The organism is Amycolatopsis circi, assembly GCF_003385235.1.
In the GTDB taxonomy this organism is placed as follows: Bacteria; Actinomycetota; Actinomycetes; order Mycobacteriales; family Pseudonocardiaceae; genus Amycolatopsis; species Amycolatopsis circi.
Genome location: NZ_PQIA01000008.1, coordinates 25459 through 49474 on the forward strand (window position 1 = coordinate 25459; position 24016 = coordinate 49474).

Annotated in this window: 28 protein-coding genes; 19 read left to right on the forward strand and 9 right to left on the reverse strand. The window is 65.5% G+C overall.

The window, feature by feature from the left end; genetic code table 11:
• Positions 1-22: 22 nt before the first annotated feature.
• Positions 23-745, reverse strand: coding sequence for a type 1 glutamine amidotransferase domain-containing protein (locus D0D37_RS03735; RefSeq protein WP_116199174.1), 723 nt, complete (start codon positions 743-745; stop codon positions 23-25).
• 244 nt (positions 746-989) lie between these two features.
• Here D0D37_RS03735 and D0D37_RS03740 point away from each other — a divergent pair, with 244 nt between their 5' ends.
• The 12 genes from D0D37_RS03740 to D0D37_RS03795 all read left to right on the forward strand — a co-directional run bounded on the left by D0D37_RS03740 (position 990) and on the right by D0D37_RS03795 (position 9880).
• On the forward strand, positions 990-2009 hold the full coding sequence (locus D0D37_RS03740; protein WP_116199085.1) for a type 1 glutamine amidotransferase domain-containing protein: 1020 nt from the start codon (positions 990-992) through the stop codon (positions 2007-2009).
• Positions 2006-2497 carry a nuclear transport factor 2 family protein gene (locus D0D37_RS03745; protein WP_116199086.1) on the forward strand — a complete coding sequence of 164 codons (492 nt, stop codon included), beginning with the start codon at positions 2006-2008 and terminating at the stop codon, positions 2495-2497. The genes D0D37_RS03740 and D0D37_RS03745 overlap by 4 nt, the downstream gene beginning before the upstream one ends.
• 10 nt (positions 2498-2507) lie before the next feature.
• The gene (locus D0D37_RS03750) at positions 2508-2981 is read left to right on the forward strand and encodes a nuclear transport factor 2 family protein (RefSeq protein WP_116199087.1); all 474 of its coding nucleotides are present in this window, start codon (positions 2508-2510) and stop codon (positions 2979-2981) included.
• A 14-nt stretch (positions 2982-2995) separates the two neighbouring features.
• A complete protein-coding gene (locus D0D37_RS03755; protein WP_116199088.1) occupies positions 2996-4525 on the forward strand; it encodes a ferritin family protein in 1530 nt (509 codons plus the stop codon).
• A 3-nt stretch (positions 4526-4528) separates the two neighbouring features.
• Positions 4529-4831: a toluene-4-monooxygenase system B family protein gene (locus D0D37_RS03760; protein WP_116199089.1), complete on the forward strand. Its 303-nt coding sequence runs from the start codon at positions 4529-4531 to the stop codon at positions 4829-4831.
• Positions 4828-5145 (forward strand): MmoB/DmpM family protein, encoded by a 318-nt coding sequence (locus D0D37_RS03765; protein ID WP_116199090.1) that lies wholly within the window; start codon positions 4828-4830, stop codon positions 5143-5145. The genes D0D37_RS03760 and D0D37_RS03765 overlap by 4 nt, the downstream gene beginning before the upstream one ends.
• Complete coding sequence (locus D0D37_RS03770; protein ID WP_116199091.1) at positions 5142-6173, forward strand: ferritin family protein; 1032 nt, start codon at positions 5142-5144, stop codon at positions 6171-6173. Before D0D37_RS03765 ends, D0D37_RS03770 begins: the two co-directional genes overlap by 4 nt.
• The gene (locus D0D37_RS03775; RefSeq protein ID WP_116199092.1) at positions 6170-6496 is read left to right on the forward strand and encodes a Rieske 2Fe-2S domain-containing protein; all 327 of its coding nucleotides are present in this window, start codon (positions 6170-6172) and stop codon (positions 6494-6496) included. Before D0D37_RS03770 ends, D0D37_RS03775 begins: the two co-directional genes overlap by 4 nt.
• On the forward strand, positions 6493-7728 hold the full coding sequence (locus D0D37_RS03780; RefSeq protein WP_116199093.1) for an NAD(P)/FAD-dependent oxidoreductase: 1236 nt from the start codon (positions 6493-6495) through the stop codon (positions 7726-7728). Before D0D37_RS03775 ends, D0D37_RS03780 begins: the two co-directional genes overlap by 4 nt.
• A gap of 31 nt (positions 7729-7759) precedes the next feature.
• Positions 7760-8491 carry an iron-sulfur cluster assembly protein gene (locus D0D37_RS03785; protein WP_116199094.1) on the forward strand — a complete coding sequence of 244 codons (732 nt, stop codon included), beginning with the start codon at positions 7760-7762 and terminating at the stop codon, positions 8489-8491.
• A 35-nt stretch (positions 8492-8526) separates the two neighbouring features.
• The gene (locus D0D37_RS03790) at positions 8527-8817 is read left to right on the forward strand and encodes a putative quinol monooxygenase (RefSeq protein ID WP_116199095.1); all 291 of its coding nucleotides are present in this window, start codon (positions 8527-8529) and stop codon (positions 8815-8817) included.
• Between the two features lie 97 nt (positions 8818-8914).
• Complete coding sequence (locus D0D37_RS03795; protein ID WP_244223366.1) at positions 8915-9880, forward strand: AraC family transcriptional regulator; 966 nt, start codon at positions 8915-8917, stop codon at positions 9878-9880.
• Between the two features lie 175 nt (positions 9881-10055).
• On the opposite strand, the gene D0D37_RS03800 is transcribed toward D0D37_RS03795, so the two are convergent.
• Positions 10056-11186: an FAD-binding protein gene (locus D0D37_RS03800; protein ID WP_162834067.1), complete on the reverse strand. Its 1131-nt coding sequence runs from the start codon at positions 11184-11186 to the stop codon at positions 10056-10058.
• A 19-nt stretch (positions 11187-11205) separates the two neighbouring features.
• Between D0D37_RS03800 and D0D37_RS03805 the strand changes: the two genes are divergently transcribed.
• The 6 genes from D0D37_RS03805 to D0D37_RS03830 are packed head-to-tail and all read left to right on the forward strand — an operon-like array spanning position 11206 to position 15876.
• On the forward strand, positions 11206-11850 hold the full coding sequence (locus D0D37_RS03805; protein WP_116199176.1) for a type II secretion system F family protein: 645 nt from the start codon (positions 11206-11208) through the stop codon (positions 11848-11850).
• Between the two features lie 14 nt (positions 11851-11864).
• On the forward strand, positions 11865-12071 hold the full coding sequence (locus D0D37_RS03810) for a hypothetical protein (RefSeq protein ID WP_116199097.1): 207 nt from the start codon (positions 11865-11867) through the stop codon (positions 12069-12071).
• Positions 12058-12459 (forward strand): hypothetical protein, encoded by a 402-nt coding sequence (locus D0D37_RS03815; protein ID WP_244223367.1) that lies wholly within the window; start codon positions 12058-12060, stop codon positions 12457-12459. Before D0D37_RS03810 ends, D0D37_RS03815 begins: the two co-directional genes overlap by 14 nt.
• Complete coding sequence (locus D0D37_RS03820) at positions 12456-12893, forward strand: hypothetical protein (RefSeq protein ID WP_116199098.1); 438 nt, start codon at positions 12456-12458, stop codon at positions 12891-12893. The genes D0D37_RS03815 and D0D37_RS03820 overlap by 4 nt, the downstream gene beginning before the upstream one ends.
• Complete coding sequence (locus D0D37_RS03825; protein WP_116199099.1) at positions 12890-13294, forward strand: pilus assembly protein TadG-related protein; 405 nt, start codon at positions 12890-12892, stop codon at positions 13292-13294. The genes D0D37_RS03820 and D0D37_RS03825 overlap by 4 nt, the downstream gene beginning before the upstream one ends.
• A gap of 17 nt (positions 13295-13311) precedes the next feature.
• Positions 13312-15876, forward strand: a complete 2565-nt coding sequence (locus tag D0D37_RS03830) for a LysM peptidoglycan-binding domain-containing protein (protein WP_116199100.1) — start codon at positions 13312-13314, stop codon at positions 15874-15876.
• 65 nt (positions 15877-15941) lie between these two features.
• Here the strand turns inward: D0D37_RS03830 and D0D37_RS03835 are convergent, their stop codons facing one another.
• The 3 genes from D0D37_RS03835 to D0D37_RS03845 are packed head-to-tail and all read right to left on the reverse strand — an operon-like array spanning position 15942 to position 18089.
• Positions 15942-16601 carry a DUF2637 domain-containing protein gene (locus tag D0D37_RS03835; protein ID WP_116199101.1) on the reverse strand — a complete coding sequence of 220 codons (660 nt, stop codon included), beginning with the start codon at positions 16599-16601 and terminating at the stop codon, positions 15942-15944.
• Positions 16598-17632 (reverse strand): tyrosine-type recombinase/integrase, encoded by a 1035-nt coding sequence (locus D0D37_RS03840; protein WP_116199102.1) that lies wholly within the window; start codon positions 17630-17632, stop codon positions 16598-16600. The genes D0D37_RS03835 and D0D37_RS03840 overlap by 4 nt, the downstream gene beginning before the upstream one ends.
• The gene (locus tag D0D37_RS03845) at positions 17622-18089 is read right to left on the reverse strand and encodes a hypothetical protein (protein WP_116199103.1); all 468 of its coding nucleotides are present in this window, start codon (positions 18087-18089) and stop codon (positions 17622-17624) included. Before D0D37_RS03845 ends, D0D37_RS03840 begins: the two co-directional genes overlap by 11 nt.
• Positions 18090-18361: 272 nt before the next feature.
• Here D0D37_RS03845 and D0D37_RS46435 point away from each other — a divergent pair, with 272 nt between their 5' ends.
• Positions 18362-19495 (forward strand): HEPN domain-containing protein, encoded by a 1134-nt coding sequence (locus D0D37_RS46435; RefSeq protein WP_162834068.1) that lies wholly within the window; start codon positions 18362-18364, stop codon positions 19493-19495.
• An 81-nt stretch (positions 19496-19576) separates the two neighbouring features.
• Here the strand turns inward: D0D37_RS46435 and D0D37_RS46440 are convergent, their stop codons facing one another.
• The 4 genes from D0D37_RS46440 to D0D37_RS03860 all read right to left on the reverse strand — a co-directional run bounded on the left by D0D37_RS46440 (position 19577) and on the right by D0D37_RS03860 (position 23867).
• Positions 19577-20284 (reverse strand): hypothetical protein, encoded by a 708-nt coding sequence (locus D0D37_RS46440; RefSeq protein WP_162834069.1) that lies wholly within the window; start codon positions 20282-20284, stop codon positions 19577-19579.
• 4 nt (positions 20285-20288) lie between these two features.
• Positions 20289-22268 carry a dsDNA nuclease domain-containing protein gene (locus D0D37_RS03850; RefSeq protein WP_162834070.1) on the reverse strand — a complete coding sequence of 660 codons (1980 nt, stop codon included), beginning with the start codon at positions 22266-22268 and terminating at the stop codon, positions 20289-20291.
• 566 nt (positions 22269-22834) lie between these two features.
• Positions 22835-23584, reverse strand: coding sequence for a helix-turn-helix domain-containing protein (locus D0D37_RS48730; protein WP_116199105.1), 750 nt, complete (start codon positions 23582-23584; stop codon positions 22835-22837).
• A 22-nt stretch (positions 23585-23606) separates the two neighbouring features.
• Complete coding sequence (locus D0D37_RS03860; protein ID WP_116199106.1) at positions 23607-23867, reverse strand: HC3 family zinc finger protein; 261 nt, start codon at positions 23865-23867, stop codon at positions 23607-23609.
• Positions 23868-24016: the final 149 nt, after the last annotated feature.

A 24016-nucleotide genomic window follows, 5' to 3' on the forward strand; every position in this document is an offset into this window, starting at 1 on the left:
CCGCGGGCACCCCCGTCACGGCTCAGCGGACGGTCTCGACCGGTTTCAGCGCACCGGCGATCCGCTCGGCCAGCGGGGCCGACGAGGCCGGATTCTGTCCGGTGTAAAGGTTTCCGCTCACTACCACGTGGGCTTCCCAGGCGCTGGCACTCTTCTCGAACTGTCCGCCTCCGTCAACGAGGCGGTCCTCCAGCAGCCACGGCGCCTTGTCGGCGAAGCCGACCTGACCTTCCTCGACGTTGCTGAAGCCGGTCACCCGGCGTCCCGCGAACAGCCACCGGCCGTCGGCGTCCGTCGCCGGCAGCAGCGCCGCCGGCCCGTGGCAGACCGCGGCCACGGGCTTGCCCTCGGCGTCGAACTCCGCGATCAGCCGGCCGAACTCCTTGCTGGCAGCCAGATCTTCCATCGGCCCGTGTCCACCCGGGACGAACACGAAGTCGAACTCAGCAGGGTCGGCCTCGTTCAGGTCGGCGGGTGCGCCGAGTTCGCTCGCGATGCTTTCGAGGTAGGCGCGGAACCGTTGCCCTGGCTCGGCCGAGCCGCCATTCATCTCGGGGCTGAAACCGGCCTCGTCGGCCGTGGGGACCACCGCGCCCGGGGTGGCGATCACGAGATCGAAACCGTTGTCGCGGAAGATCTTGTGCGGCACCACCAGCTCCTCGGGCCAGAAGCCGCACGGGTGCCGGGTGCCGTCGGCCAGTGTCCAGTGTGCCGAGCCGGACACGGCGAACAGTACGCGTGTCATGGAAAAGACCTCGCTCTCGAAAAGGATGACTCCGGCGCCGTCGGCCGGAAAGACCGCCCCGAACGTAACCGCCGCGGCCGTGCTGCGAGCCGGTTCGTGCACGAATCTTGCAGACCTCGACCGGAACCCGCACCGGTTGCCGGAATCCGCACATCTTCCGCAGGAATCTTCGATGCGGCCGGGATGACACCGGAGCTAGCGTTTCGGCACGCCCACCGAAACCGCACGTTAATCTGGAGGTCACATGGCGCGCATCGCCTACCTCGTCTCGAGTGCGAAGGAGATCGAGCTCGCCGACGGCAGCCGGCACACCACTGGCTACTTCGCCGAGGAGGCCGTCAAACCGTATGACCGGTTCGTCGACGCCGGGGCCGAGGTGGTGGTGCTGACGCCCGACGGGGAGCCGCCGTTCGCGGATCCCTACGGGCTGGAGCCGTTTTTCCACTACCCCGAACCAGACCAGGACTTCTTCGCGTCCGTGACTCGCACGTTCCACCACGACCCGGACGACATCCGGATCACGCTGCACCAGACCACCGAACTGGGCCTGGTCGCCGCGCGGCGGATCGCCGAACGGCTCAAAGCCCGCGGGCTCTCGCCCGCCGAGGCCCACGCACTGGTCAGCAAGGCGGCCAAGATCGCCTGGCGCCAGGACCGGCAGCTCGCCGACGTGATGGTGGACGACGGTCTCGACGGCGGCCTGCCGGCGAGGGAGATCCGGGCAGCGGCCGCCGAACTGGACGCCGCGAGTCGTCAGCTGGCCGCGGACCGCAAGGCGCGGCTGGACGCCATCCCCGGCTTCCGGCAGCCCGCCTCGCTGGCGGGCCTGAGCGACGCACAGCTCGCCGAGTTCGACGCCATTTTCGCCCCGGGCGGACACGGGCCCATGGTCGATCTCGCCGACAACCCCGCCGTGGCAAGGCTGCTGAAGGTCCTACACGACAAACAGGCCCCGATCGCCGCGCTGTGCCACGGGCCCGCGCTGCTGTTGTCGGCCCCCGAACGCGACGACGGGCAGTGGCTCTTCGACGGGTACCGCCTCACCTGCTTCACCGACGAGGAGGAGGACCAGACGGTGCCGGGCAAGCTCGGCCTGCCGTGGTACGTCGACACGGCGCTCAAGAACGCGGGCGCGGTGTTCGACGACGGGCCGTCCGCGTGGGTCTCGCACGTGGTCGTGGACCGGAACCTGATCACCGGCCAGAACCCCGCCTCCACGGAGGCGACGGCCGACGCGTTGCTGAAGGCGGTGGGACAGCGATGAAACTCTTCACCCGCAAGGACCAGGACGAACACCGGGCCGATGCCGCCGGGGACCGGGCCGAAGCACCGCCGTCGCAGACCGTGTCCGCATTCCTGACCGCGTTCGGCAAGCGCGACATCGACGTTGCGATGTCCTTTGTGGACGATGCCGGTCGGGCGGTCATCCACCCGACCGGACTGCGCGAAGGCGGACCTGCCGATCTGCGGGCCTTCCTCACTGAGACCGCCACCGCGTTCCCGGACCTGCGCGTGACGGTGAAGAACCTGATCGAGACGGGCTCCGTGGTCACCGCGGAGCTGAAAGTGGAGGGCACGCAGGCGGCGGGCTACCTCGGCGCGATCAACCAGGAGAAGCATCTCGACGTGGACCAGGCCTGGCGATTCACCGTCTCCGGTGACCGCATCACCGGCGTCGACGCCTACTGGTGCCAGAACCAGCTGTACCGGCGGCTCGCCGTGAAGCGCCTCGACCAGATCTCGCTCGTGTGAGGGGAATCCGATGACGACAACCGAACCGCGGAGCCGCAGCCGGGAAGCCGCTGGACAGGTCACCGCCTTCTTCGACGCCTATCGGCGGCACGACGTCGACGCGATGACCGACCTGTGCGCCGACAACGCCGACTTCTTCTACGTGCCGTTCGAGGTGTGGGGGAAGCAGCGCGTGCTGCGCGCCGACGGCAAGGTGAAGACGGTCGGCAAGACCATCTGGGTCGGGCTGATCGCCTCCTTCCCCGACTTGTTCGCCGACGTCCACACCGTCGACGCGAACGACACCGGCGACGTGGTGGTCGCCTGCGACATCGGCGGCAGCCAGCAGCTCGCCTGGGGCGCCGCGGAGCCGAGAGGGCAGAAGTTCAGCGAGCCTCACCTGTTCATCTTCCACGTCGATGGCGACGGGCTCATCGACCGGATCTCCGCCTACTGGGACGGGGCAGGCATCAACCGCCAGCTCGGCCACCTCGAAGTCGACTGAGAAGGGAAGCACCGATGACGCTGCTGAAGCGGGAAGAGTGGCAGGGGTTCGTCCGCGACGTCGACTGGACCTACAGCTACGTCGACGACGAGGCCGTGTTCCCCGAATGGCACAGCGGCACCGGCAAGGTGCCGCGGGAAGTCTGGCTGGGCTGGGAAGAGGACTACAAGGTCACCTACCCCGACTACGTGACGACCCAGCGCGACAAGGAGCAGTCCGCGTACGCGGTCAAGGCCGCGCTCCAGCGCTCGACCGCGTTCGATCACCTCGACGAGGGCTGGAAGTCCTCGACCAAGATGCACTTCGGCGGCGTCGCGCTGGTCGAGTACGCGGCCGTGCTCGGCGAACTGAAAATGGCACGGTTCGGGCTCAACGCGGCCTGGCGCAACATGGCCGCCTTCGGTCAGCTGGACGAGCTGCGGCACGCGCAGATCACCACGTTCTTCGGGCACGAGTTCATCAAGAAGGACCCGCAATACGACTGGACCCAGAAGACGTTCCACATGGACAACTGGGTGCCGATCTCACTGCGGAATCTGTTCGACGGCATGATGATCGCGCCGAACGTGGTGGACCTGGCGATCGCGCTGCCGTTCACCTTCGAGACCGGGTTCACCAATCTGCAGTTCATCGCGCTCTCGGCCGACGCGCTGGAGGCGGGCGACGTGAACTTCGCCAACATGATCTCCTCGATCCAGACCGACGAAGCCCGCCACTCGCAGCAGGGCGGCCCCACGATGGAGATCCTCGTCGAGCACGACCCCGTGCGCGCCCAGTGGATCATCGACAAGAACTTCTGGGGCTCGGCCCGCGCGTTCGCCGCGCTCACCGGCCCGGCGATGGACTACTACACCCCGCTGGAACACCGGAAGCAGTCCTACCGGGAGTTCATGGAGGAATGGATCGTCGACCAGTTCGTCCGCACGATCGAGGACTACGGGCTGAAGAAGCCGTGGTTCTGGGACGAGTTCATGCGCGGCCTCGACACCTGGCACCACGGGCTGCACATGGGCCTGTGGACCTGGCGTCCGACGCTGTGGTGGCGCCCGAAGGCCGCCGTCAGCAAGGACGAGCGCGACTGGCTGCGCGAGAAGTACCCGAACTGGGAGAACGTCTACGGCGACAAGTGGGACGTGATCATCGACAACATCAACGCCAACAACGTCGAGGCCACGCTCCCCGAGACCCTGCCGTGGCTGTGCAGCATGTGCAACCTGCCCTGCTGCAACGCCGAGCAGACGCGGTCCGGCCGGTGGCGCGTCCCGACCTGGCAGCTGGACTACGACGGCAAGACCCATCACTTCTGCACCAACGCCTGCCGCCAGATCTGGTGGAAGGACCGCGACAACGTCAACCACGAGACGCTGATCGACCGGTTCCTCGCCGGGCAGATCCAGCCGATGGACGTCGGCGGCATCCTCGCCCACATGGGCCTCACGCCCGAGGTGATGGGCGACGACCCGGACTACGAGGCCTGGACCAGGGACTACGTCGGCCGTCCCGCGAAGGGCCTGGCACTGGCCGCCGGCACCGGGGAGGAGTGAGCCATGCCCGAGACCGTCGAGCTGGGTCCTGAGGACCAAGCGCCGCAGCTGGTGCCGCTCAACGCGATCTTCGCGGACGACTTCGTGCAGATCCTGGTGCCGGTCACCACCGCGGACACGATCCGGGAGGTGGCGGCCGCGGTCGCCCACCACGTCGAGGGCAAGCGCGTGCGGGCCCGCGACGCCGAGAAGGTCGTGTTCCACAAAGGACGGCGGCTGCCGCCGGAGCTGACCGTGGCCGAGGCGGGCATCGGGCCGCTGGACCACGTCCGCGTCGAGTACGACCTGCCGGAGGGAGCACGGTGAAGAACCCAGTGGGCCCGATCCTGCGGATGGGCGACGAGGTGGAGCAGGTGATCGCGGCGATCGAGGACGACAACCCGGACAAGGAGATCGAAGTCATCGACCGGGGCGCGTACGTCCGGGTCCAGGGCGAGGACCGGGTGGTGCTGACCGAGGAGACGCTGCGGCGCTACCTCGGCCACGAGTTCGAGATCCGCTCGCTCGAGACCATGATGTCGTCCTTCGCCGGGCGCGCCATCACCACGAGCGGCGCGATCGTCTGGGAACGGATCTCGGCGCGGAAAGCCGCGTCGGCCGGTGAAGGGGTGAAGGCATGACACAGCCGAAGAAAGCAAGGCCGCGCAAGACGTTCAGCGCGTTCGGCGACATCCGCCGGATGCCGAGCGACTACGAGATCGTCACGCACGCCCAGAACTGGACGCTGCGCAAGAACCGCACCGGCGCGTTCGAGCAGAACCCGTCCTCGCCGGCCAACCTGTGGTTCCTGACCTACCGCGACAAATCGCCGTTGCAGGTCGAGGACTGGGACGCCTTCCGCGACCCGGATGCGTTGACCTACAAGACCTACGTGACGGTGCAGGCGGAAGCCGAGGCGAAGACCGGTGGTGTGCTCGACGAGTACGCGGGTTCGGACGCCGCGCTCGCGCCCGGCCAGCTGGCCCTGCTGACCTCCCTGTTCACGCCGTCGCGGTACCTCCTGCACGGCTGCCAGCAGATCCAGGCGTACCTCGGTTACCTGGCCCCGACCTCGTATGTGACCAACACGGCGGGTTTCGCCACGGCTGACTACCTGCGCCGGGTCACGCTGACCGCGTACCGGACCCGCGAGTTGCAGATCGCGCACCCGGACAGCGGGGCCGGCACCGCCGAGCGGCGGCTGTGGGAAACGCTCGACGCCTGGCAGCCGGCCCGGCGCGCGGTGGAGAAGGCGCTCGTCAGCTACGACTGGGGCGAGGCGTTCGTCGCGCTGAACCTGGTGCTGGCGCCGACGTTCGACGACGTGCTGGTGCGGCAGTTCAAAGAGGTCTCGCGCGAGAACCGGGACGAAGAGTCCTGGCTGCTGCTGTCGTTCCTGCAGGAGGACAACAACCGGCGCAACCGGTGGAGTTCGGCGCTGGCGCGGTTCGCCGTCGAGCAGCGGCGGTCGAACGCCGACGTGCTGCGGCGCTGGATCGACCGCTGGTCGCCGATCGCGGACGCGGCGGCGGCCGGGCTGGGCGAGCTGCTCGAGACCCGGCCGGAGCACGGCCGTCCGGCGAGCGAGGTGGCCGCCGGCGCGAAGGCCGCCCGCGAGGCGTTCCACGAGCCGATCTTCGAGCCGGAAGCGAGGCGTGCGGCGCGATGAGCGGAACCGTGACCGGGCAGTGGCAGGAGGCGATGCAGCTCGACGAGCTGTGGGAAGGCGAGATGGCGGGCGTCGAGGTCGGCGGGGAGAAGGTCCTGCTGATGAACATCGACGGCGACGTGCGGGCGTACCGGAACCGCTGCCCGCACCAGGCCTGGGCGCTCGACGAGGGCGACTTCGACGGCGAGACCCTCACCTGTTCCCGGCACCTGTGGGAGTTCGACGCCCGCAGCGGCACCGGCGTGAACCCGGACAACTGCCGCCTCGCCTCGTTCCCCTGCCGGGTGGACGAGGACGGCACGATCCGGGTGGACGTCGGATGACGACCCGGCGTTGTGTGCTCGTGGGCGGCGGTGTCGCTGCCGCGTCGGCCGCCGCCCACCTGCGCAAACAGGGCTTCGACGGCGACGTCGTGCTGGTCGGCGAGGAGGTGGAAGCGCCGTACGAGCGGCCGCCGCTGTCGAAGGAATTCCTGACGGGGCCGCCCGAGCTGGTGCGGCCGAGGGAACCCGACTGGTACGCGGCCAACGACGTCGAGCTGCGGCTCGGCGTGCGCGCCGTGGCCCTCGACGTGGCAGGCCGAAGCGTGGGACTGTCCACAGGGGAGCGGCTGAGTTACGACGACCTGGTGCTGGCCACGGGTGCCCGGCCGCGGCACCTTCCCGGGTTCGAGGGCGAGGGTATCCACTACCTGCGCACGGCCGCCGACGCCGGACGACTGCGTGCCGAACTGGCGACGGCGCAGCGGATCGCGATCCTTGGCGCCGGGTTCATCGGATGCGAGGTGGCCGCGTCCGCCACCTCGCTCGGTGCCCAGGTCACCCTGTTCGAGCCCGAGCCCGCTCCGCTCGCGCGGGTGCTCGGCGCGGCGATCGGCGCGGTGCTGATGGACATCCATCGCGAACGCGGCGTGGAAATCCGCGCGGGCGAGCACGTCACGGCTGTCGACCGGGGCCGGCACGGTTTCGTGCTGACCACCAGCCGCGGCGACCGCGTGGAGTCCGATCTGGTGGTGGTCGGCATCGGCTCGCTGCCGAACGTCGAGCTGGGGCAGGACGCCGGGCTCGCCGTGGCCAGCGGCGGGCTTGCGGTCGACGAATACGGGCGGACCTCGGCGCCGCACGTGTATGCGGCCGGGGACCTCGCGGCCCAGCACCACCCGCGTTACGGCACGCGGATCCGGGTCGAACACCACGACACCGCCGTGCGCCAGGGCGCGAACGTCGCCGCCAACCTGGCGGGCGAGGCGACGCCCTTCGAGGAGGCGCACTGGTTCTGGTCCGACCAGTACGAGCACAGCCTGCAGTCGACCGGCCGCATGGGCGCCTTCGACTCGATGGTGCTCCGCGGTCGGCTGGCCGACCGCAGCTTCTCGGCGTTCTCGCTGGCGGACGGCCGGATTCAGGGGGTCATCTCGCTCAACCGGCCCGGTGACGTGCTCGCGGCCCGCCGGATGCTGTTCGCGCCGCACGAGGTGACGGCCGAGCAACTCGCCGACGAGTCGTTGCCGCTGAAACGGCTGATGCCGCGCACCAAGACAGCATCCCGGGCCTGAAGCCCGCCGAGTTCGCTAAGGAGGAACTGTCGTGACGACCATTGCGGTGCTGGAAACGCTGGAGTCCCAGACGCGGGTGACAGCCGCCGATGCCCGAGCGGCGCTGGCGCGAGTGCGTGGGCTGAGCGTGGTGGACGCGGTCGCGAAGCTGCGGCTGGGGCCGGGTCGTACGTGTGAGCCGGTCGCCCGGGTGCTCGACAAGGCACTGGCGAACGCCGGCCGAGCCGGGCTTTCGCCCGGGCAGCTGATCGTGGCCGGCGGTTCCGCCGCACCCGCGGAGCCGATCGTGCGGGTGCGGCGGAAGGCACACGGCAAAGCCGACTGGATCAGCAGCGAGACAGCCGACGTGCGGGTCGAACTGCAACCGGCGGGTGCGTACGAAGCCGCTGCGGTACCGGTGCCCGTCGGGGCCGCGGACGAACCCGTCGTCGACCGTGTGCCGGAGGACGCACGGTCGGTTCCGGTGCGGGAGGCGCTTTACGACGTGCTCGACCCCGACCTGGGGGTCAACATCGTCGACCTGGGGTTCGTGCGGGGCGTGACTGTGGACGAGCACGACGTCGCCACATTGACCATGACGCTGACCTCGCCCGCCTGCCCGCTGACGGGAATCATGGAGGACCAGATCCGGACGGCGCTGCTGGACGGCGGGGTCGTCGCGGACTTCCGCGTGGTGTGGGTCTGGTCTCCGCCGTGGCGGCCGTCGGACATCAGCGACGACGGCCGCGAACAGTTGCACGCCATCGGGTTCAGCAACTTTTGAGCAGTTCTGACAATTCTGAGCACTTTGGAGGGTTCATGGCATACGTCGTCGTCGCGACCTGGGTCGCGAAGCCGGGGCAGGGGGAGAGGATCCGGCAGATCCTGGAAACGGTCACGCCCGGCAACCGGGCGGAAGAGAAAGTGCTGGAGTTCCAGGCACACGTGAGCCGGGACGACCCGGACACCTTTGTGCTGTACGAGAAGTACGTCGATGCCTCCGGGTACGCCGACCACCGCGCTACCGAGGCGTTCCAGAAGCACGTGCTCGGCGAAGCGGTCCCGAACCTGGCCGAGCGGAGCGTGCGGGAGTTCGAGACCATCGGGTGAGCGGCCTGCGTCACTCGCCCGGGGAGCGTAAACTCTCAGGTCCAAACGGCAGAGTCGCCGGTGCGGTCGGGACGGCTCCGTGACGTCGGAGGCAAGCATGGTGCGGTCAGTTCCGCCGCTGGAAGACCGGATGACACCCGGCGACCTGATCGCCGAACTGGCGGAACGCGCACCGGAGATCGGCGGCAACACCGGGCTGTGGCCGGGCTTGACGATCTACCGCTTCCACGAGCCGACCGAGCCGAGCTGGGAAGAGGTCCAGTCGCTGTCGCTGTGCGTGGTCAGCCAGGGTCGCAAGTGCGTGACGGTGGACGGGCAGCCCTACCGGTACGACCCGTTCAACTACCTGGTCCTGAACAGTCACCTGCACTTCCAGGCCGAGATCCTCGAGGCCACCGTCACGAAGCCCTTCCTCTCCTTCGTGCTGCAGATCGACCCCGCGGTGGTCCGGCGGGTGTCGGTGGAAATGCTGGAACAGCGGCGCGCGGAAATGCTGGCCGACAGCCCTCCGGATCCGTCGAATGCCTTCGTCTCGGCCCTGGACTCCGGGCTGATGAGTTCGGTCATCCGGTTCCTGCGGGCGCTGTCCACCGGACCGGACCGGCGGATCCTCGCACCCGCGTACCTGCAGGAGATGGTCTACCGCGTGCTTCAGGCCGAGCAGTACGAGCGGCTGCTGGAAATCGCCGCGGCGCAGCAGAACCACGATCCGGTCGCGCGGGTCGTCACGTTCATCCAGGACAACCTGGCCGAGCCGCTGACCGTCACCGACATGGCGGAGCAGGTGGCGATGAGCCCGTCGGCGCTGACCGCACTGTTCCGGCAGTCGACCGGGAAGTCGCCGTACCAGTTCGTCAAGGAGATGCGGCTGACCAAGGCGCGGGACCTGCTGGTGCGGGGAAACGGCACCGTCGTGTCGGTATCCCGGGCGGTCGGCTACCCGAGCGCGTCGCACTTCATCAACGAGTTCCGCCGCCGCTTCGGGTTGCCGCCGCGGGCGTACTGCGACCTGAGCACGCTCCGTTCACAGCTGGGCGCGCAGCACACCGCGAACCCCACCTGAGCTGGTTCAGGTGTCAAACGCCGAGGCGCCCGCGTGCCAGTACCGGCAGCGCGGCCAGGCGGACCACGGTCCGCCGACAGGCCCTGCTTGAAACACTCCGCTCAGCTGCCGCGACCACGGGCCCGGGGTGAACCTCATGCACGGAGCCAAGCTTCGGCTCTAGGAGCCGCGTCCGCTAGGGAGTCAGCTTGAGGCGCCGGTTGAGCACTTCCCGCGGGTCGTAGCGAGCCGCAGCTTCAGCGAGCGGCTGGTGCGCTTCGCCGAGATGGTTCCGCCAGTCGTCCTCCGTGAAGGGTATTGCACCCACTGGATAACTGGTGCCGCTGAGGTTCACGGCGATGTCGTACCAGCGGCGGTTGCTCTCCACCATCTGCTCGGCGATCGCTTCGGTCGATGCGAAGCGGAGTGCTGCGACGAGGAAGACCGTCGGTGCGTCTGGCACGCGGAAGAGGGGCGTGGTGAACACGTCGGAGGGGACGGGGTAGGTCAGGATCAGCCCCGAAGCTCCGAGGTCGGCGTGAGTGAGGCCGTGCATGATCTTGTCGACGAAGGCGTCGGTGGTGCGGTCAGGAAGAAACAGGTTGGGCCACGGGTGGGGTGCGCGCCATTCGCCGGTGGTTTCGAGGTAGGTGACGGTTTCGTCGAGCCGGGTGGCGAACTCCCAGTAGCTGAGGTCTTCGATCTTGTCCCGAGTCGCGTCGAAACCAATGCCGTCGAGCAAGGCGACTTCGTCGGGTTCCGCCGGAGGGGTGTAGAAGGTAGCGAAGTCGAGCATGTGGACCCAGCCTGTGTCGCTGGGGAGGATCTGTCCCTGGAGGAAGTCGAACCGGCGCTCGCGGAGGAGTTTCCGTTGCTGGGCGCGCAGTTCGGCCGCAGTCGGATAGTAGACCTTGATTCTTCGTGCCCGCGCTGGTGCGGCGACGAGGGGGATGGTGGCGCGCACGATGATCCCGCAGCGGCCGAACCCGGCGAGCACTGCGTTGAAGAGGTCGGGGGATTCGGTCGGTGAACAGGTTCGGAGTACACCGTCGCCGGTGACGACATCGAGGGACAGCACGTTGTCGGTTTGGACTCCGTAGCGGTGAGTCGTGCCGCCGATGCCGCCGACGGACAACGTTCCGCCGACGGAAGTGCCGAGGTAGTCAGTGAGGACGCGGGGAGCCAACCCGCGCCCGAGTGTGGCAGTCAGAAGTGCGGCCCAGGTCGTGCCGGCGTCAACGACTACGTGGTCGGTACTGATGTTGTGCACGGTCTTGAGGCCGCTGAGGTCGAGCACGATGCCGGAGGGTGCCTGGGCTTGCCCCATGCTGGTGTGACCTTCCCCCGTGGGGTCACCGAAAGGCCGTGCTCTGCAGCGAATCGTGTTCGCGGCGATCGGAGCGCCCTGGGTTCCGCTGCTCGCCGTCGTCCTTGCGTTCGGCGACGTGGCTCCTCCCGTCATCCTCACCGGCGCGTTGTCGCTGGCGACAGCTGTGGTCGGCTGGATGCTGCCGGCCGCGAGCCTCAAGTCGAAGGTCGCCTGCGCACGGACAGAGCTGCGCGGGGCGCTGGCGTGCTACTGCCGTCTCGTCGCGCTGGGCCGGGTCGGCGACCGAGGCCCGGTCGAGGCACTCCGCTACCCCGCAAGCTTGGGCGCCGGCTGGACGTTCCGCCGCATCCGCGAAGCGATGGACGAGGCCGCCCTGCTCGGCGACATGCCCTGGGACGGCCTGCAACGACTCGGAATCGCGACGGGAGTCCGCGAACTGAGCGACCTCACCCACGTCGTCGCCAGCGCCGGTCACGACGGCGCGAGCATCGTCACCTCGTTGCGCGCCAAGGCCGACTCCATCGAGCAGCAACTGGCGGCCGACCGCAAGACAGGCGCGGCAATGCGGTCGGACCGGATGGATCTCCCGCTTGCTCTGCTCGGACTCGCGTTCGTCGTCTTCCTCGCCTTCCCCGGCGTCGCCACCATGCTCACCACCTAAGGAAGGAAACCGTCATGACCCGCTTCGTCCTGACCTGCTGGCTGTACGCGCACGAACTGCTTTCAGCTCGGCTGCAGGAGTTTCGCCGCGACAGCGAACGCGGCGACGAGAACATCACCAAAGCGCTGTACGCCGCGCTGGCGGTCGGCATCGCCACGCTCATCGCCGGTGCGATCACCGCGTACGTCAACGGCAAGATCCCGCTGATTGGCGGGCATTGACATGTGCTCCGAACGCCTGCGCACGGGGGAGCGGGGCGACGACACGATCACCGCGGTCCTGATCATCAGCATCCTGATGGTCGCCGCGCTGACGGTGTTCCAGCTCGTCGCAGTCTTCCTCGGCCGGGCCATCGCACTCGAAGCCGCCCGCGACGGTGCCGACCGAGCCCGCATCCCGCCCGCCGACGTGACCGGGGCCGCCCAGCAAGCCGCCGGATACGCCCGCAACGCCACCGGTACCTGGCTGTCCAATGTGGACGCAAACGGACGCTCGGACGGCAACGTCGTCCGGGTAACGGTCAACGCTGAGGTCGCGTCCTTCGTGCCGTTCCTGACCGTGCGGATCAGCCAGACCGCCGCCGCGCCGATCGAGCGGATTCAGCCATGACGACCCGCCTCGCCGACCTGCGCGCCGAACGCGGCGACATGAACATCGAAGCCGTCATCGGCGTCTCCGCCCTGATCGCGCTCCTGGGTCTCGGTTTGCTGGGCATGCGCGTCGGAACCGCCCAGTCCGCCGTGGACGCGGCCGCACGGGCGGCCGCCCGGCAAGCGTCGCTGGCGCATGACGGCCGGGCAGCCGCGTCCGCTGCTGAGAAACGGGCCCGCGCCACGATCGAGGAGCAGGCCCTCACCTGCATCCGGCTGACCGTCGACGTCGATGCTAGCGAGTTCGCCCGCCCTGCAGGCACCGATGGCACTGTCGCCGCGCACGTCCGCTGCGATGTCCCGCTCGCCGACCTCCTCCCCGGACTGGCCGGGACCAGGCCGGTCGAGGCCACCTTCCGTTCTCCGATCGACCGCTACGGAGCCCGCCGATGAACCTGTTCCGCGACGAACGCGGCTCCATTTCCGTGCTGATCCTCGGTCTCAGCCTCGCCCTGATCATCGCCGTCGGCCTCGCCGTCGACGGCTCCCGCAAAGCACTCGCCGCATCACGGGCCACCGCGGTCGCCGAAGAAGCTGCCCGCGCCGGCGGCCAAGCCCTCGACCCGCACGCGCTAGCTGACGGGCGAACAGCTCACGTAGATCCCGGTCAAGCTGCGGTGGAAGCCAAACGCTACCTCGCAGCAGCCGGCATCTCCGGGACCGTGCAGGTCCAGGACAACCGCATCGCGGTGGACACAACCGAAACCCTCCGCACCGTTTTCCTCGGCGTCATCGGGATTCCCGCGTTGACCGTCCACGGCCACGGCGCGGCAGACCTGATTTCCGCCGGCTGAGCACGAAGGAGCCGATCATGCGTCCCGTCACCAGCATCGTCCGGTTCCTGGGCGGACTACTCGCCCTGACCGCGATCCTCGCCGGGCTGCCGACCGCCTTCTGGACCTTCCGCGACGTCCTGCTCCCGAACCACGTGCACACCGTCGCCGACGTGCTGGCCGCACTCGTCACACGCGACAGCGGGCAGATCTTCCTGACCCTGCTTGCATTCGCGGGCGTCGTCGCTTGGCTGCAACTCGCCGCCGCAGTACTCGTCGAAGCGACCGGCCGCCTCCGCAGACTCCCGGTGCGTCAGGTCTTCGGGCTCGGCTGGGCGAGGAAGCTCGTCGCCGGAGTACTGCTGCTGATGATCGGGACCGCCACCGTCGCCACCGCGGCGGAACCGCCCGTCGCTCCCGCGTCGCAGTCGCGCACGACTGCCTACCTCGTGCGACCCGGGGACAGTCTGATGCGCATCGCCGCCGAACAACTCGGCGACGAACGCCGCTACACCGAGATCTACGACCTCAACCACGCCCGCCGCCAGCCCGACGGGGAAACCCTCCGCGACGTCGCACTGATCAAACCGGGATGGCACCTCGACCTGCCCGCGAAGACGCCAAGCAACGGATACCGTGTGCAGCGAGGCGAAACCCTGACGTCGATCGCCCGTGACCGGCTCGGCAACGCGGGCCGCTACCAAGAAATCCTGCGGCTCAACAAGAACCTGCACAACCCGGACGTGATCCGCGCTGGCGACACCCTGCAGCTGCCGACCGCCTTGCCCACCGTCCCCGCACCGCGACCACCTCAACCGCAGCCCTCGACACCGTCTCCGCCGGTGACCAGCCCGATCCCTGCGCCGGCCGCGAAGCAGGAGACCAGCGCACAACCGGCACCGTTGCCCGGCCCGGCAGTCAACACGCCGCTCGTCATCGCGGGAGCCGTCGGACTGGCGGCGGCCGCTGTCCTGAGCGCGGTCGGCATCCGCCGCCTCCGAGCAGCCCGCCGGCACGACCCGGGCGGAGCGAAGGCCGGACTGGTTGAGGACCCGCTCGACAATCTGGACCGTGCCTTGCGCCAGTTCGCTCGTCACGCCGAGCGCGAGGGGAGCAAGCTGCCGGGAATCCGGATGGTCCGCCTCGGCAGCAAGGAAACAACCGTTCTTCTGGACGAGCCCGCGGATCCGATCGCGCCGTTCACTGCCACCGCGACCAGCACAAAATGGGAATTGACCCACCCGGTCCCGCCGAGTCACGCGGACGGAGATGCTCCATACCCGTTCTTGACCGGCCTCGGCCACGACCCGGACGGCAACCTGATCCTGCTGGGCCTCGACCACATCGGTGCACTTCTCCTCGACGGAGAGCCGGAGGACATCGCGGAGGTCGGCGCGGCTATAGCTCTTGAAATCGCCAGCTCGCCCTGGGCACACGACGTCACCGTCGACCTCGTCCGCGCCGGGCACCTCCTCGACGGCACAGACGGCATCGAACGCCATCAGTCAGTCGAGGACCTCCTCGAGCATCTGGCCGACTCCATCGAGCGACGTCCGCACGTCGTGATCGTGCCGAGCCCCCTTGCGCAGGACGACGTCGACCGTCTCGCCACCAGCGACGCCGCGGCCGACATCGTCGCCGTCGTCGCAGGCACCGGTTCGGGCACGCACGTCCCTGGCGCATGGGAACTCGACCTCCGCCAGCACCCGACCCCGGTGGAACAACTCGACGTCCGCGTCGCACTGCAGCGTCTCCCGCAGGACGAACCACCGGATATTGCCGAGACCGCCGGTCGCGCTCCGGACGAGACTGTCGCCCGCCCATCGCGGGCGGAGCGAGACGAGCCCGAGACGTCTGCCGAGACCGGCCCCGAACCGGCGGTGCCGGAGCTGCGGCTTCTCGGCCGGGTCTCGCTGCGCGGCGTCGACTACAGCCGGGTCGAAGGCAAGAAGGTCAACCGCCTCACCGAACTGGCCGCGTTCCTGGCTCTCAATCCGGGAGTCCACGCCGACGAGATCTCGCAGCAGTTGGGCACCGCGACCCAGCCGTGGTCGGCCGCCACCAGGCAGGGCTACATCTCCCGCCTGCGCACCTGGCTCGGCCACGATCCCGACGGCGCGCTGTATCTGCCGAACGTGGATGCCAAGAATGGCGGCTACCGCCTCGCCGACACTGTGCTCTGCGACTGGTTCCGATTCCAGCACCTCGTCAAGACCGCAACCGGCGAGAATCGGCTCAACCGACTGCAGCAAGCGCTCGACCTGGTCGACGGCCTGCCGTTGAGCAACGTTCCGCGAGGCCGCTACGAATGGAGTTCCTGGCACCAACGCGACATGATCGACCAGATCGTCGAGGTTGCCCATACACTCGTGACCGCATACCGAGCTGCCGGTGACCTCACGCTGGCGCGCCGAGCCGCCGCCCGCGGGCTCCGCGCCGAACCGGTGAGCGAACTCCTCAGCCGTGACTTGTTGCAGACCGAGCTTTCGGCAGGGAACCGTGTTGCAGCTGCTGCCGTCGCGGGTCGGCTCGAGGAAACCAGCGTCGTGCTGGGCGTCCCGCTGGAGGACGACACCCGCGACCTGCTGAAACAAACCCGGTAGCGAGCGGGGCGCGGGCGAAACCATCGTTCGTGGACCCGCCCGCGCCCATGGGGATCTCTCTGCTGTCAGGCGGCCAGGATTCTCGGCCGTTCCTGTTCGTTCTCCAGCCGGGCGAGCCGACCGGTGGCTTTCCACCCGCGCAGGACGCGTCGTCCGTAGTTGTGGGTGTTGGCGACACGGTCGAGTTCCGCGCCGGTCGGGATGCGTCCGTGCGCGTGCTCGCGGACGAAGTGCTGCCACATCCGCTGTTCGGCGGTCAGCGGGGCCGTCTCGGATTCGGTTTCCGGGATCCGCACCGCGGTCTCGGTGGACATCTCGGTTGTCTCGTCCGCTTGTGCGGAGCTGCGGTGCAGTGCGCGGTTGAACAGTTCGACTGCAAGGAGGAGCGCGATGGGCGGGCTTGCGGCGACGATGACGCTGAGGACGGTGAGGTTCTCGGCTGCTCCGATGTTGGCGCAGAGCGAGAGCGAGATCCCGAATGCGAAAGAAGCCCACGCCGTGCGGCGGCCGGTGTCGGCGGTGCGTTTCCAGAGTTCGACTGTGGCGATGACGAGGAGTCCGTCGACGATGAGCGGCCAGATCGCGGCGGTCGTCTGGTCAGCACCGAAGCGGAGCGCGAATGTGCGTCCGTGGCGGTAGGAGGCGTAGGCGGCGCCGAGTGCGACGAGCGCGGTGCACGCGCATTGCACGGCCAGGGAGGCGGACCATCGAGGAGTCCGGTTCATGACGTGCCTCCTGGAATATGCCGGTGGGCCAAGGGATGCGGTTCGCCGGTGAGGGCGGACAGGGCGGTGGCGACGTCGTGGATCGAGGCTTTGATGTAGGTGACGGTGGCGTTGTCGGCAGAGCCGAAGTGTCCGGCGTAGGCGTGGGCGATGCCGTAGCCGAAGCGGCGTTCGACCCAGGTGAGGGTGGTGTGGCGGAGCCAGTGGGTGGAGATGTTCTGGTTGCGCACGAACGGGAGGTGCTGCCCGGTCCGTTTCCAGAGATGGTCGTAGCGGCGTTTGGTGATCGGTTCGCCGTTGCGGTAGCGCAGCAGTTGCCCGTCGGGATGCGTCGAGCCGCGCTGCATGCCGTGGTCGAGAAGGAGCCCCATCAGGGTCGGAGACACTGGTTGGAAGCGGCTGGTGCCTTCTTTCTCGCGGAGGTAGACGAGACATTCGGCTGGGTCGACGTCTCGGGGCCGGAGACTGAGCGCGCCGCCGCGGCGGCAGGCGGTCTCGGTGTGGAGGCGGAGCAGGAGGGTGTCGAGATCCGGGTCGTCGCCGGTCTCGGCGGCGACGGTGTTGATCTCGGCGAGTTCCTCGGCGGTGAGGGCGCGTCGTGGCGAGGGCAGGCGGCGGGGTTTCGCGACTTTGAGCGCGGGGTTCTGGAGTTCGGTGATGAGTTCGTCGTCGACGGCGTGGCGGTAGAGGCAGCGCAAAGCGGCGATGAAGTTCTCCATCGCGTATCGGCCGCCGCGGGAGTTGCTCCGCACCAACGCCTTCGCCCGGGATTGCTCGGCTAGCGCTTTGATCTCCGATGGTGTGGGTTCGTCGATCCGCCGATCGCCCCACACCGCCTCGACCTGCGTCCAATAGGAAGCGTAGGAGCGTGCGGTGGCAGGGGATACCGAGCGCGCGACGACCGGGATGTAGACGGAGAAGGTCGGCATCTCCGCCGACGGTGTCGGGTCGCCGAGGAGGTCGGCGGGGGTGAGGCCCATTTTCGAGAGCAGGAGCCGGGCAGCGTCGAGTTCGGCTTGGCTAGTGGTCATCGCCGGGGCCTCCGATCAGAGAGGCGTGCCGGGCGAGCACGATCTTGTCCAAGGCTGCTGTCGGGTGGACGACCAGGATGTTGTCCCGGGTGTCGGCGACCAGGAGCGCTTGGTCGCCGGTGCGCAGGCGGCAGGGTCGGCGGAGCAGGAGCGGGACGACGACTTTGCGCTTGGGATCTAGAGCGAATACGCCGTGCCGGTCCGGACGGAACACCACGGAAGTTCCGATGACGGTGGCCGCGAGGCGGATCGAGGTCCGCCACCGGAGCTGCGCCAGGACCCCGGTCGCGGACAGTCGTCCGGAGGCGTCGAGACGGGACAACGCGTAAACCAGTTCCGTCTGCCGGGCCGGTGCCGGGGGAGTGGGCAAGGGGAGCTGTTCAGCGTCCGGAGCCAACGACGCGAGAGTGCCGGCGGGTCCGGCTCCGGGGATGAGCGGCGGCACCACGGCGGTCATGCGGACCACCGTCCGGAGACCGGGACAAGGCTGGTCGACGAGGAAAGCCGACCACCCTTGTGTTGGGTGATCGGCTGCTGCGAGACTTGGGGAAATCTCACCAGTTTTGGTGTCCGAGGAGCGAGTTGCACACTATCCACCCGTCTGTTGGTGCCGTAGCGACCACGTTGGCGAACATCCGGCCGGGGGCGCTGCCAAGCACAAGCTGCATACGCCGTGCGATCGTCCATGGACTTCGGAGTGCAAGGTGGCGTCGGCGCTAATCTGTGCCGATGGTTGACGCACCGAATCCCCGCGCCCGGCTCTACAAGGCTAACGGCGACATCGAAGACGTATCTGAGAACATGCACGGAGCACAGGCGTATTTCGACGCATGGCAGAACGAAGTGGATACACCTCAATTACAGCAGGTAACCGCTTGGCAGCGGTCCGATGATGACCATCAACCTGGAGCCGGCAGGTCCGCTTACCGAGTCGTATATAAGACGCTGAAGATAGTGCCCTACCCCTCAGTGGAAATGAAATGGCCCAATTTAAAGGTCAACTTCTACTGCGGCAGTGTTGAGCGAGGAGGAATTAGGTTTGACGGTACAATAAGTGGGCGTCGCAAAGACCAGGAGATTATCCCTGAGCACGGCCGTATTCTTGATTATGGCGGCACGCGCCCGATGTATATTCGATGTCCAAACTTGAACTTTCACGTGGAGGCCTGGGAGGACACCGTCCAGGCTGTCTCGGTTGTAGAGGTGATCTGGGTATCTGATGTATCATGCGACAAAGGCGAAGCTCTCATTGACGCTGGGCGAACAGCCGTCGGGCCGCTTCTTACGCAGTTGGAGTTCGAGTTCGGCCCCCGGTTGCTGTCAACTAGAATTGCGGAAGAGGCGGGGGAAGTATTTGATGACTGGCATTGGAACCGTCGTATTTTCACGGGAACAGTCTACGCGGAGAGTCAAGCATCCCTCCTTCATCAGGATGGAATTGACTTTGTCCGCAGATTTCAGAAAATGCACTCCGAGTATGAAAGACTGAGCATCGAAGAACGTGAACGTCTCCGGCTGGCGTCGCGTTGGTACTGGATCGCACAGGAGGAATCTGACGCAGCATCTGCTTTCGTACAATGGTGGTTCATAGTCGAAACATTGGAGATGCCGACATCGACGGACATCAAGCCTGCGGTTGCGCAAATAGCGGCTCTTCTACGTTGCGACGTATCGATCGTGAAAGGGAAGGTGGGCCGCCTATTCGGGATGCGAAGCAAGGTAGTCCACGGGAAACTCAGAGATGTGCCCGACGAGTGGCGCACGGCAGTCGAGGCGATAGCCAGACTGCTGCTGGCCTATAGGTCAGGTGCTTCCGCAAAGGAAGAGCTGGCTGCCGCAAGAGCTATATTCGGTATTCAGTAAGCTCATGGTTTGTTAACTGCGCTCATACCCCAATCCGGAGAAGTGTTGCGGGAACGGATAGGTTTGGCCTATCGATACTTGTTATTCGTCAACTTGCGCGGCAGCGATCTCTTCAATTAAGTTCCGTTGATTTTGAAGCTCTGCCGAACCCTCGTCGCTAGTGGCATACGATTCAATTCGGGCAAGCTCGGCGCGGGCGTCGTCGACCCTTCCGCACCACGCAAGTACGACCGCATACTGTGCACGAACAGGAACAAGTAATTCATTTAACTTGAAGGCGTTCACCACTGACACGATCGACTCGGAACAATTCAACGCCACGTCAAAAAGTTCGGCCTTGGCGAGGAAATTGTCAACCGCCTCCTGGCCTGCATGTACATAGGACCGCCACGCGCAAGCCATTCTGTAGAATTTCATCGCGTTTGTAAATTCGAATAACGCAATTTTTTTCCGCTTATTACTGATGTAGCCCAGGAGTAGAAAACAGTCGCCGACATGATGATAGATGACGTGAGGATTGTCGACAGCGGTTACCTTCGAGAGAATTTCATCAGGGTTTACGCCAAAAGTATCCTTTGCAGTGATTCCTAGACGGCAATAATACTTGTCGATTAAATCTTCAACAAGCGGTTTGGCAATGTCATAATTTGCTAAGTTAAACTGTGCTACAGAATAGTTATACTGTAGCACGCTTCGCGCTTCATTCGATGCGCTTCCTAGGTATTGCTGCCCTGCTTCGTAAGCGCCTTCTACGCCCCGCTCATCACCAGTTGTCGCTGCTGAGATCATTTGTTTATTGAGTAGGGACACTAAAAGCGTTGTGTTCGATGCTTGACCCGCTAGCCTCGGCAATCTCGGACATGCGATGGACTAGAGGTGGGATAGCATCGTAGCGTCCATCGCGGTGAAGCCACTTGACCATGGCGTCGAAGGCCCAAAATCTCACCTCGGGTGTCAGGTCATCCTGTTCCGCGGCAGCTTCAATTGCGGACCATACGCCACGCTGGTCACCTGCTTCGTGGAAAAATTCTTGAACCGCGATATTAATAAGGTTCTCGATTCGGCCTGTCTGCGACAGCAGCTTTATCCATAGGCTGAATCGGCCTGCATTGCCACGGCTTGGTAGGGATTTCTCTATAATATCTGCCAACTTCACCCGGGCATCTTGAAGTTTTCTTGATGAATCGGCCGACTGCGAGTCAACGGCAACTATTCGATACGCATCATGAAGTTTTACCGAGCCGTCAATCGATGCACTAGCGAGGCCCCTGGAAGTAAGATCACGAATTGCTGAAGCAGTCAAGTCGGCTGACTGGGATTCAATGGCGGTTAGTTCATGAATCTCATCGGCAAAAAGCGGAACGCTTGCAAGCGAGAGCAATGCCGCCACAGTTTTAGAGGCAGGACTTAATTTTTCGAACACTTCACTCAGTATTACCTCTTGGGCAGACTTGGTGATGTTTCTACGGGATTCTATTGCACTAATAAACTCGTCGACATCACCATGGTACGCCTCAGCCGTCAGCTGGGCGCCATTAAGTACGTAAAGAGGCGCTCCGCCCGTGATCTCGATAACCCGGGCAGCATGTCCAGCGTTGATGGCACAACCAGCCCTTGCGAACGCTGCAGCGATGGAGTCCAGTGACCAGCCCCGAAACATCTCGGCCTTGATGTTCAGGCGGACCTCGAGTTCTGACATGCCTGTCCATGGCTGCGCAAGCAGTATAAAATTGACACCGCTCAATGCTTCGATGATTGACCTAACGGTGCCTGTTTGTAGCTGATGCGTGTCGTCAAGTACAATGGTTATGTCACGGCGGCTCCGTGCGACTTGTTTGTCGATAAACTTCAGTAATTCTATTCCTGTTGCTGTCGACGCCAATCCGATACCGCGAAATTCTAATTCAAATTCAAACCGAGCCGCAAGTTCGCGAGCCAATGTAGACGATACTGCCGACTCTGGCATTTCCCCCACTGACAAGTATGTGCTCTCCCTCGTGCTTAGACGCGCGATCTGAGACGCCCAGGATGTCTTTCCTGATCCAGACGGCCCGACGAGTAGTCGGATACGCTCAAGTGTAGCCATTTCAGGCTCGCCCCGCTGTGGCATATAAATCTTCGGTGCGGATGGAAAATCCTGTAGCTGAACAACTAGTTGTTCGAGGTATCCCTTTACGTCATCAAGGTTGGCGCGATGATTATTGTGTCCAGCGGAAAACCGCTGCGCTAATCCAGCCAACTTTAAGACTAAGGTTGCGGGCGACAAGCTTCGGAATGGAATATTATTCGCTAGCTTTACGCATGACGAATAAGCTGTATCTAGATCAGCGGAGACAGGTGGCAGACTGAGGTGTGCGCCGTCGTCGTAAACTCCTGGCCATAAGATTGCTACATCGCTCGGCCACGATTCCGTAGCCAGCATACGATGCAGTTCCGGCCCAGGCTTGACATTGCTAATAATCGCAAATTCTGCATTCCTTTTACGATTACCGAGAGTGTGCTCGTTGCGTATTTGAGCGAAGCGGTCTAGCGTCGAGGATATATCGCTTAGAACTAGCGAATTCTGACGCGTCTTGATTTGCAAGTATATATGCGTATCGGCTCTTAATAGTTCAACATCTTCGTCGTGTTCGAAAATTACCGAAATCGTACCTGTTGCGTTCATGGTCAGCAGGCAGGCAACACCGTAGAGATTTTGGTAGGTGAAGCCTCTATGGGTAGCTTCGATACGTACGAGCTGTTCTGAGTCGAGAACGGGGTCTAGAGGCTCCATGGTTACAGTGTGCATACTTTGCGTGTCCGGGGGAACGAATGCAGCCAACTCGTGTCCAGGCTGAACGTGTTCGAGCGGTGGCTGTATGTAGTGGTCGCTGCTTTTGATCTAAGCGTCGGACGTAAGCTCCGCTGATCGACCTGTAGTGATGGTGCCGCTGGGTGCTCGTGAAGGTTCGCAGAAGTCCACCTGCTCGGGGCTGTGAGTCGGCTTTGGCTGTGTTGTCATGTGAGTCGTTCTAGATGTTCGCGCGATCTTGGTGCCGCGGAGTCAGCTACTCGATAGCGTGACCCGCTGTGAAGGCGCTTTCGGAGAGTCGTCAACGGATCCTGTGGGCGGCAGCACTGCATGCCGCCTCCCGACAAGGTTCGTGGAACCCGCCGCCGCGCCACCTGGGTCACCCGTTCGCGCGCGCCCGGACGGCATCCCAATCCCAGCACGACCGTCCTGTGGGGAGATTAAGGGCATCCGCCGGAACAACCCGGGGAGATGCGCAGGGCAATCGCCGAGCCGTCGACCCGGACGGTGACATGGAGTAGTCGGCCGATGCTGAGGATGCGCCGTCGCTAAGACGCAAGAGCTGAACCGGGCGTCGGCGGGAAGCCGGGCATTCTTCCGTGGCTTGCCGCGATTTGCCGGACTAACTTGATATCTGCATCAAACGGACTGCCGGTCTCACGCGGATCGACCGTAAAGATGCCAAGGCCTCGTTGTCCGCAGTAGACAACCGATTCTCCGCTGTTCATGGAGTATCGGTCGAACGCCGTCGTGAGGCCAGCCTGCCAGGCCAGATCAGCAGGGACAATGTGAAGTGCGAGAGATCGTGACCCCGCGGCAGTGCGGGCAAAGGATCGTAGGGTTTGGCTTGGGCCCCCAACCCCCTCGCGGAGAGCCTGATCGGTTACGAACGCCTCCAGGGGGGCAGACTGGGTGTCCGGGCGAGGGCGCAGGATCCGAAGCACCTCCGGGATGCCGAACGGATCCCATGTGACGATCGACTGCGCGGACTCATCGTGCGCGGCGAGCGCCATGGTCCGAGCCGGAGACCCCAGTGTGCCGCGGACGACCCAGCATTGTTCTGCTGTGCCGTTGGCAATGCAGAGAATGTCGCGCCTTACCTGGCCGACGGCACCGATTGCGCCGAGGATGCCGGCGACGTCGGTGAGGCTCGGCGTGCGGCGCGCTTGTTCCCAGCTGGACAGCATCGCGGGCGCAACGCCGATTCGGCGTGCCAGCTCGCGGAGTCCGAAGTTGGCTTCGATGCGTGCGTTTCGGAGGCTGACTCCGAGGATGCGCGTTCGAGGAGTCGGGGGCATCGGCAGTTGGCTCTATCTCGTGCTACCGCGACAGCGCGGGATGATTCGACGGGATGGGGAAGCCGTTGGCGCGGCGGTACTGGTAGTCGCAGTGGACGCACGTGACGAGGACGCAGTTGGGGTCGCGGCTGTCGCGTGACTTGAAACCGGCCGGCGCGGTGAGACCACACATCATGGTCACGTCTTCGCCTGGATCCGGGACTGAGTCGAGGAGGGCGCGGTGCCACACGCCATCCACGACTGGGCGGACGTGATCGAGATCGATGAAGATCAGCGCTCGCATGAGGATCCCCGTACCGGTGGTTGGTGCGTCTCGGAGCTGTCACAGAGTGCCGGGCGGCCGCGGAGTGGCGTGACGCGACGAAAGCGGCTTTAAGCTGGGCGAATCACGGTGTGACGGCTGTGACGTGTCCCAGGCCGATGCTCACTAGA

What these genes read in the sequence shown, in the direction of transcription:
- D0D37_RS03735 (WP_116199174.1), bottom strand. Translation starts at nt 745, where the DNA reads ATGACACGCGTACTGTTCGCCGTGTCCGGCTCGGCACACTGGACACTG.
- D0D37_RS03740 (WP_116199085.1), top strand. Translation starts at nt 990, where the DNA reads ATGGCGCGCATCGCCTACCTCGTCTCGAGTGCGAAGGAGATCGAGCTC.
- D0D37_RS03745 (WP_116199086.1), top strand. Translation starts at nt 2,006, where the DNA reads ATGAAACTCTTCACCCGCAAGGACCAGGACGAACACCGGGCCGATGCC.
- D0D37_RS03750 (WP_116199087.1), top strand. Translation starts at nt 2,508, where the DNA reads ATGACGACAACCGAACCGCGGAGCCGCAGCCGGGAAGCCGCTGGACAG.
- D0D37_RS03755 (WP_116199088.1), top strand. Translation starts at nt 2,996, where the DNA reads ATGACGCTGCTGAAGCGGGAAGAGTGGCAGGGGTTCGTCCGCGACGTC.
- D0D37_RS03760 (WP_116199089.1), top strand. Translation starts at nt 4,529, where the DNA reads ATGCCCGAGACCGTCGAGCTGGGTCCTGAGGACCAAGCGCCGCAGCTG.
- D0D37_RS03770 (WP_116199091.1), top strand. Translation starts at nt 5,142, where the DNA reads ATGACACAGCCGAAGAAAGCAAGGCCGCGCAAGACGTTCAGCGCGTTC.
- D0D37_RS03775 (WP_116199092.1), top strand. Translation starts at nt 6,170, where the DNA reads ATGAGCGGAACCGTGACCGGGCAGTGGCAGGAGGCGATGCAGCTCGAC.
- D0D37_RS03780 (WP_116199093.1), top strand. Translation starts at nt 6,493, where the DNA reads ATGACGACCCGGCGTTGTGTGCTCGTGGGCGGCGGTGTCGCTGCCGCG.
- D0D37_RS03790 (WP_116199095.1), top strand. Translation starts at nt 8,527, where the DNA reads ATGGCATACGTCGTCGTCGCGACCTGGGTCGCGAAGCCGGGGCAGGGG.
- D0D37_RS03795 (WP_244223366.1), top strand. Translation starts at nt 8,915, where the DNA reads ATGGTGCGGTCAGTTCCGCCGCTGGAAGACCGGATGACACCCGGCGAC.
- D0D37_RS03800 (WP_162834067.1), bottom strand. Translation starts at nt 11,186, where the DNA reads ATGGGGCAAGCCCAGGCACCCTCCGGCATCGTGCTCGACCTCAGCGGC.
- D0D37_RS03810 (WP_116199097.1), top strand. Translation starts at nt 11,865, where the DNA reads ATGACCCGCTTCGTCCTGACCTGCTGGCTGTACGCGCACGAACTGCTT.
- D0D37_RS03820 (WP_116199098.1), top strand. Translation starts at nt 12,456, where the DNA reads ATGACGACCCGCCTCGCCGACCTGCGCGCCGAACGCGGCGACATGAAC.
- D0D37_RS03825 (WP_116199099.1), top strand. Translation starts at nt 12,890, where the DNA reads ATGAACCTGTTCCGCGACGAACGCGGCTCCATTTCCGTGCTGATCCTC.
- D0D37_RS03830 (WP_116199100.1), top strand. Translation starts at nt 13,312, where the DNA reads ATGCGTCCCGTCACCAGCATCGTCCGGTTCCTGGGCGGACTACTCGCC.
- D0D37_RS03835 (WP_116199101.1), bottom strand. Translation starts at nt 16,601, where the DNA reads ATGAACCGGACTCCTCGATGGTCCGCCTCCCTGGCCGTGCAATGCGCG.
- D0D37_RS03840 (WP_116199102.1), bottom strand. Translation starts at nt 17,632, where the DNA reads ATGACCACTAGCCAAGCCGAACTCGACGCTGCCCGGCTCCTGCTCTCG.
- D0D37_RS03845 (WP_116199103.1), bottom strand. Translation starts at nt 18,089, where the DNA reads ATGACCGCCGTGGTGCCGCCGCTCATCCCCGGAGCCGGACCCGCCGGC.
- D0D37_RS46435 (WP_162834068.1), top strand. Translation starts at nt 18,362, where the DNA reads ATGGTTGACGCACCGAATCCCCGCGCCCGGCTCTACAAGGCTAACGGC.
- D0D37_RS46440 (WP_162834069.1), bottom strand. Translation starts at nt 20,284, where the DNA reads ATGATCTCAGCAGCGACAACTGGTGATGAGCGGGGCGTAGAAGGCGCT.
- D0D37_RS03850 (WP_162834070.1), bottom strand. Translation starts at nt 22,268, where the DNA reads ATGGAGCCTCTAGACCCCGTTCTCGACTCAGAACAGCTCGTACGTATC.
- D0D37_RS48730 (WP_116199105.1), bottom strand. Translation starts at nt 23,584, where the DNA reads ATGCCCCCGACTCCTCGAACGCGCATCCTCGGAGTCAGCCTCCGAAAC.
- D0D37_RS03860 (WP_116199106.1), bottom strand. Translation starts at nt 23,867, where the DNA reads ATGCGAGCGCTGATCTTCATCGATCTCGATCACGTCCGCCCAGTCGTG.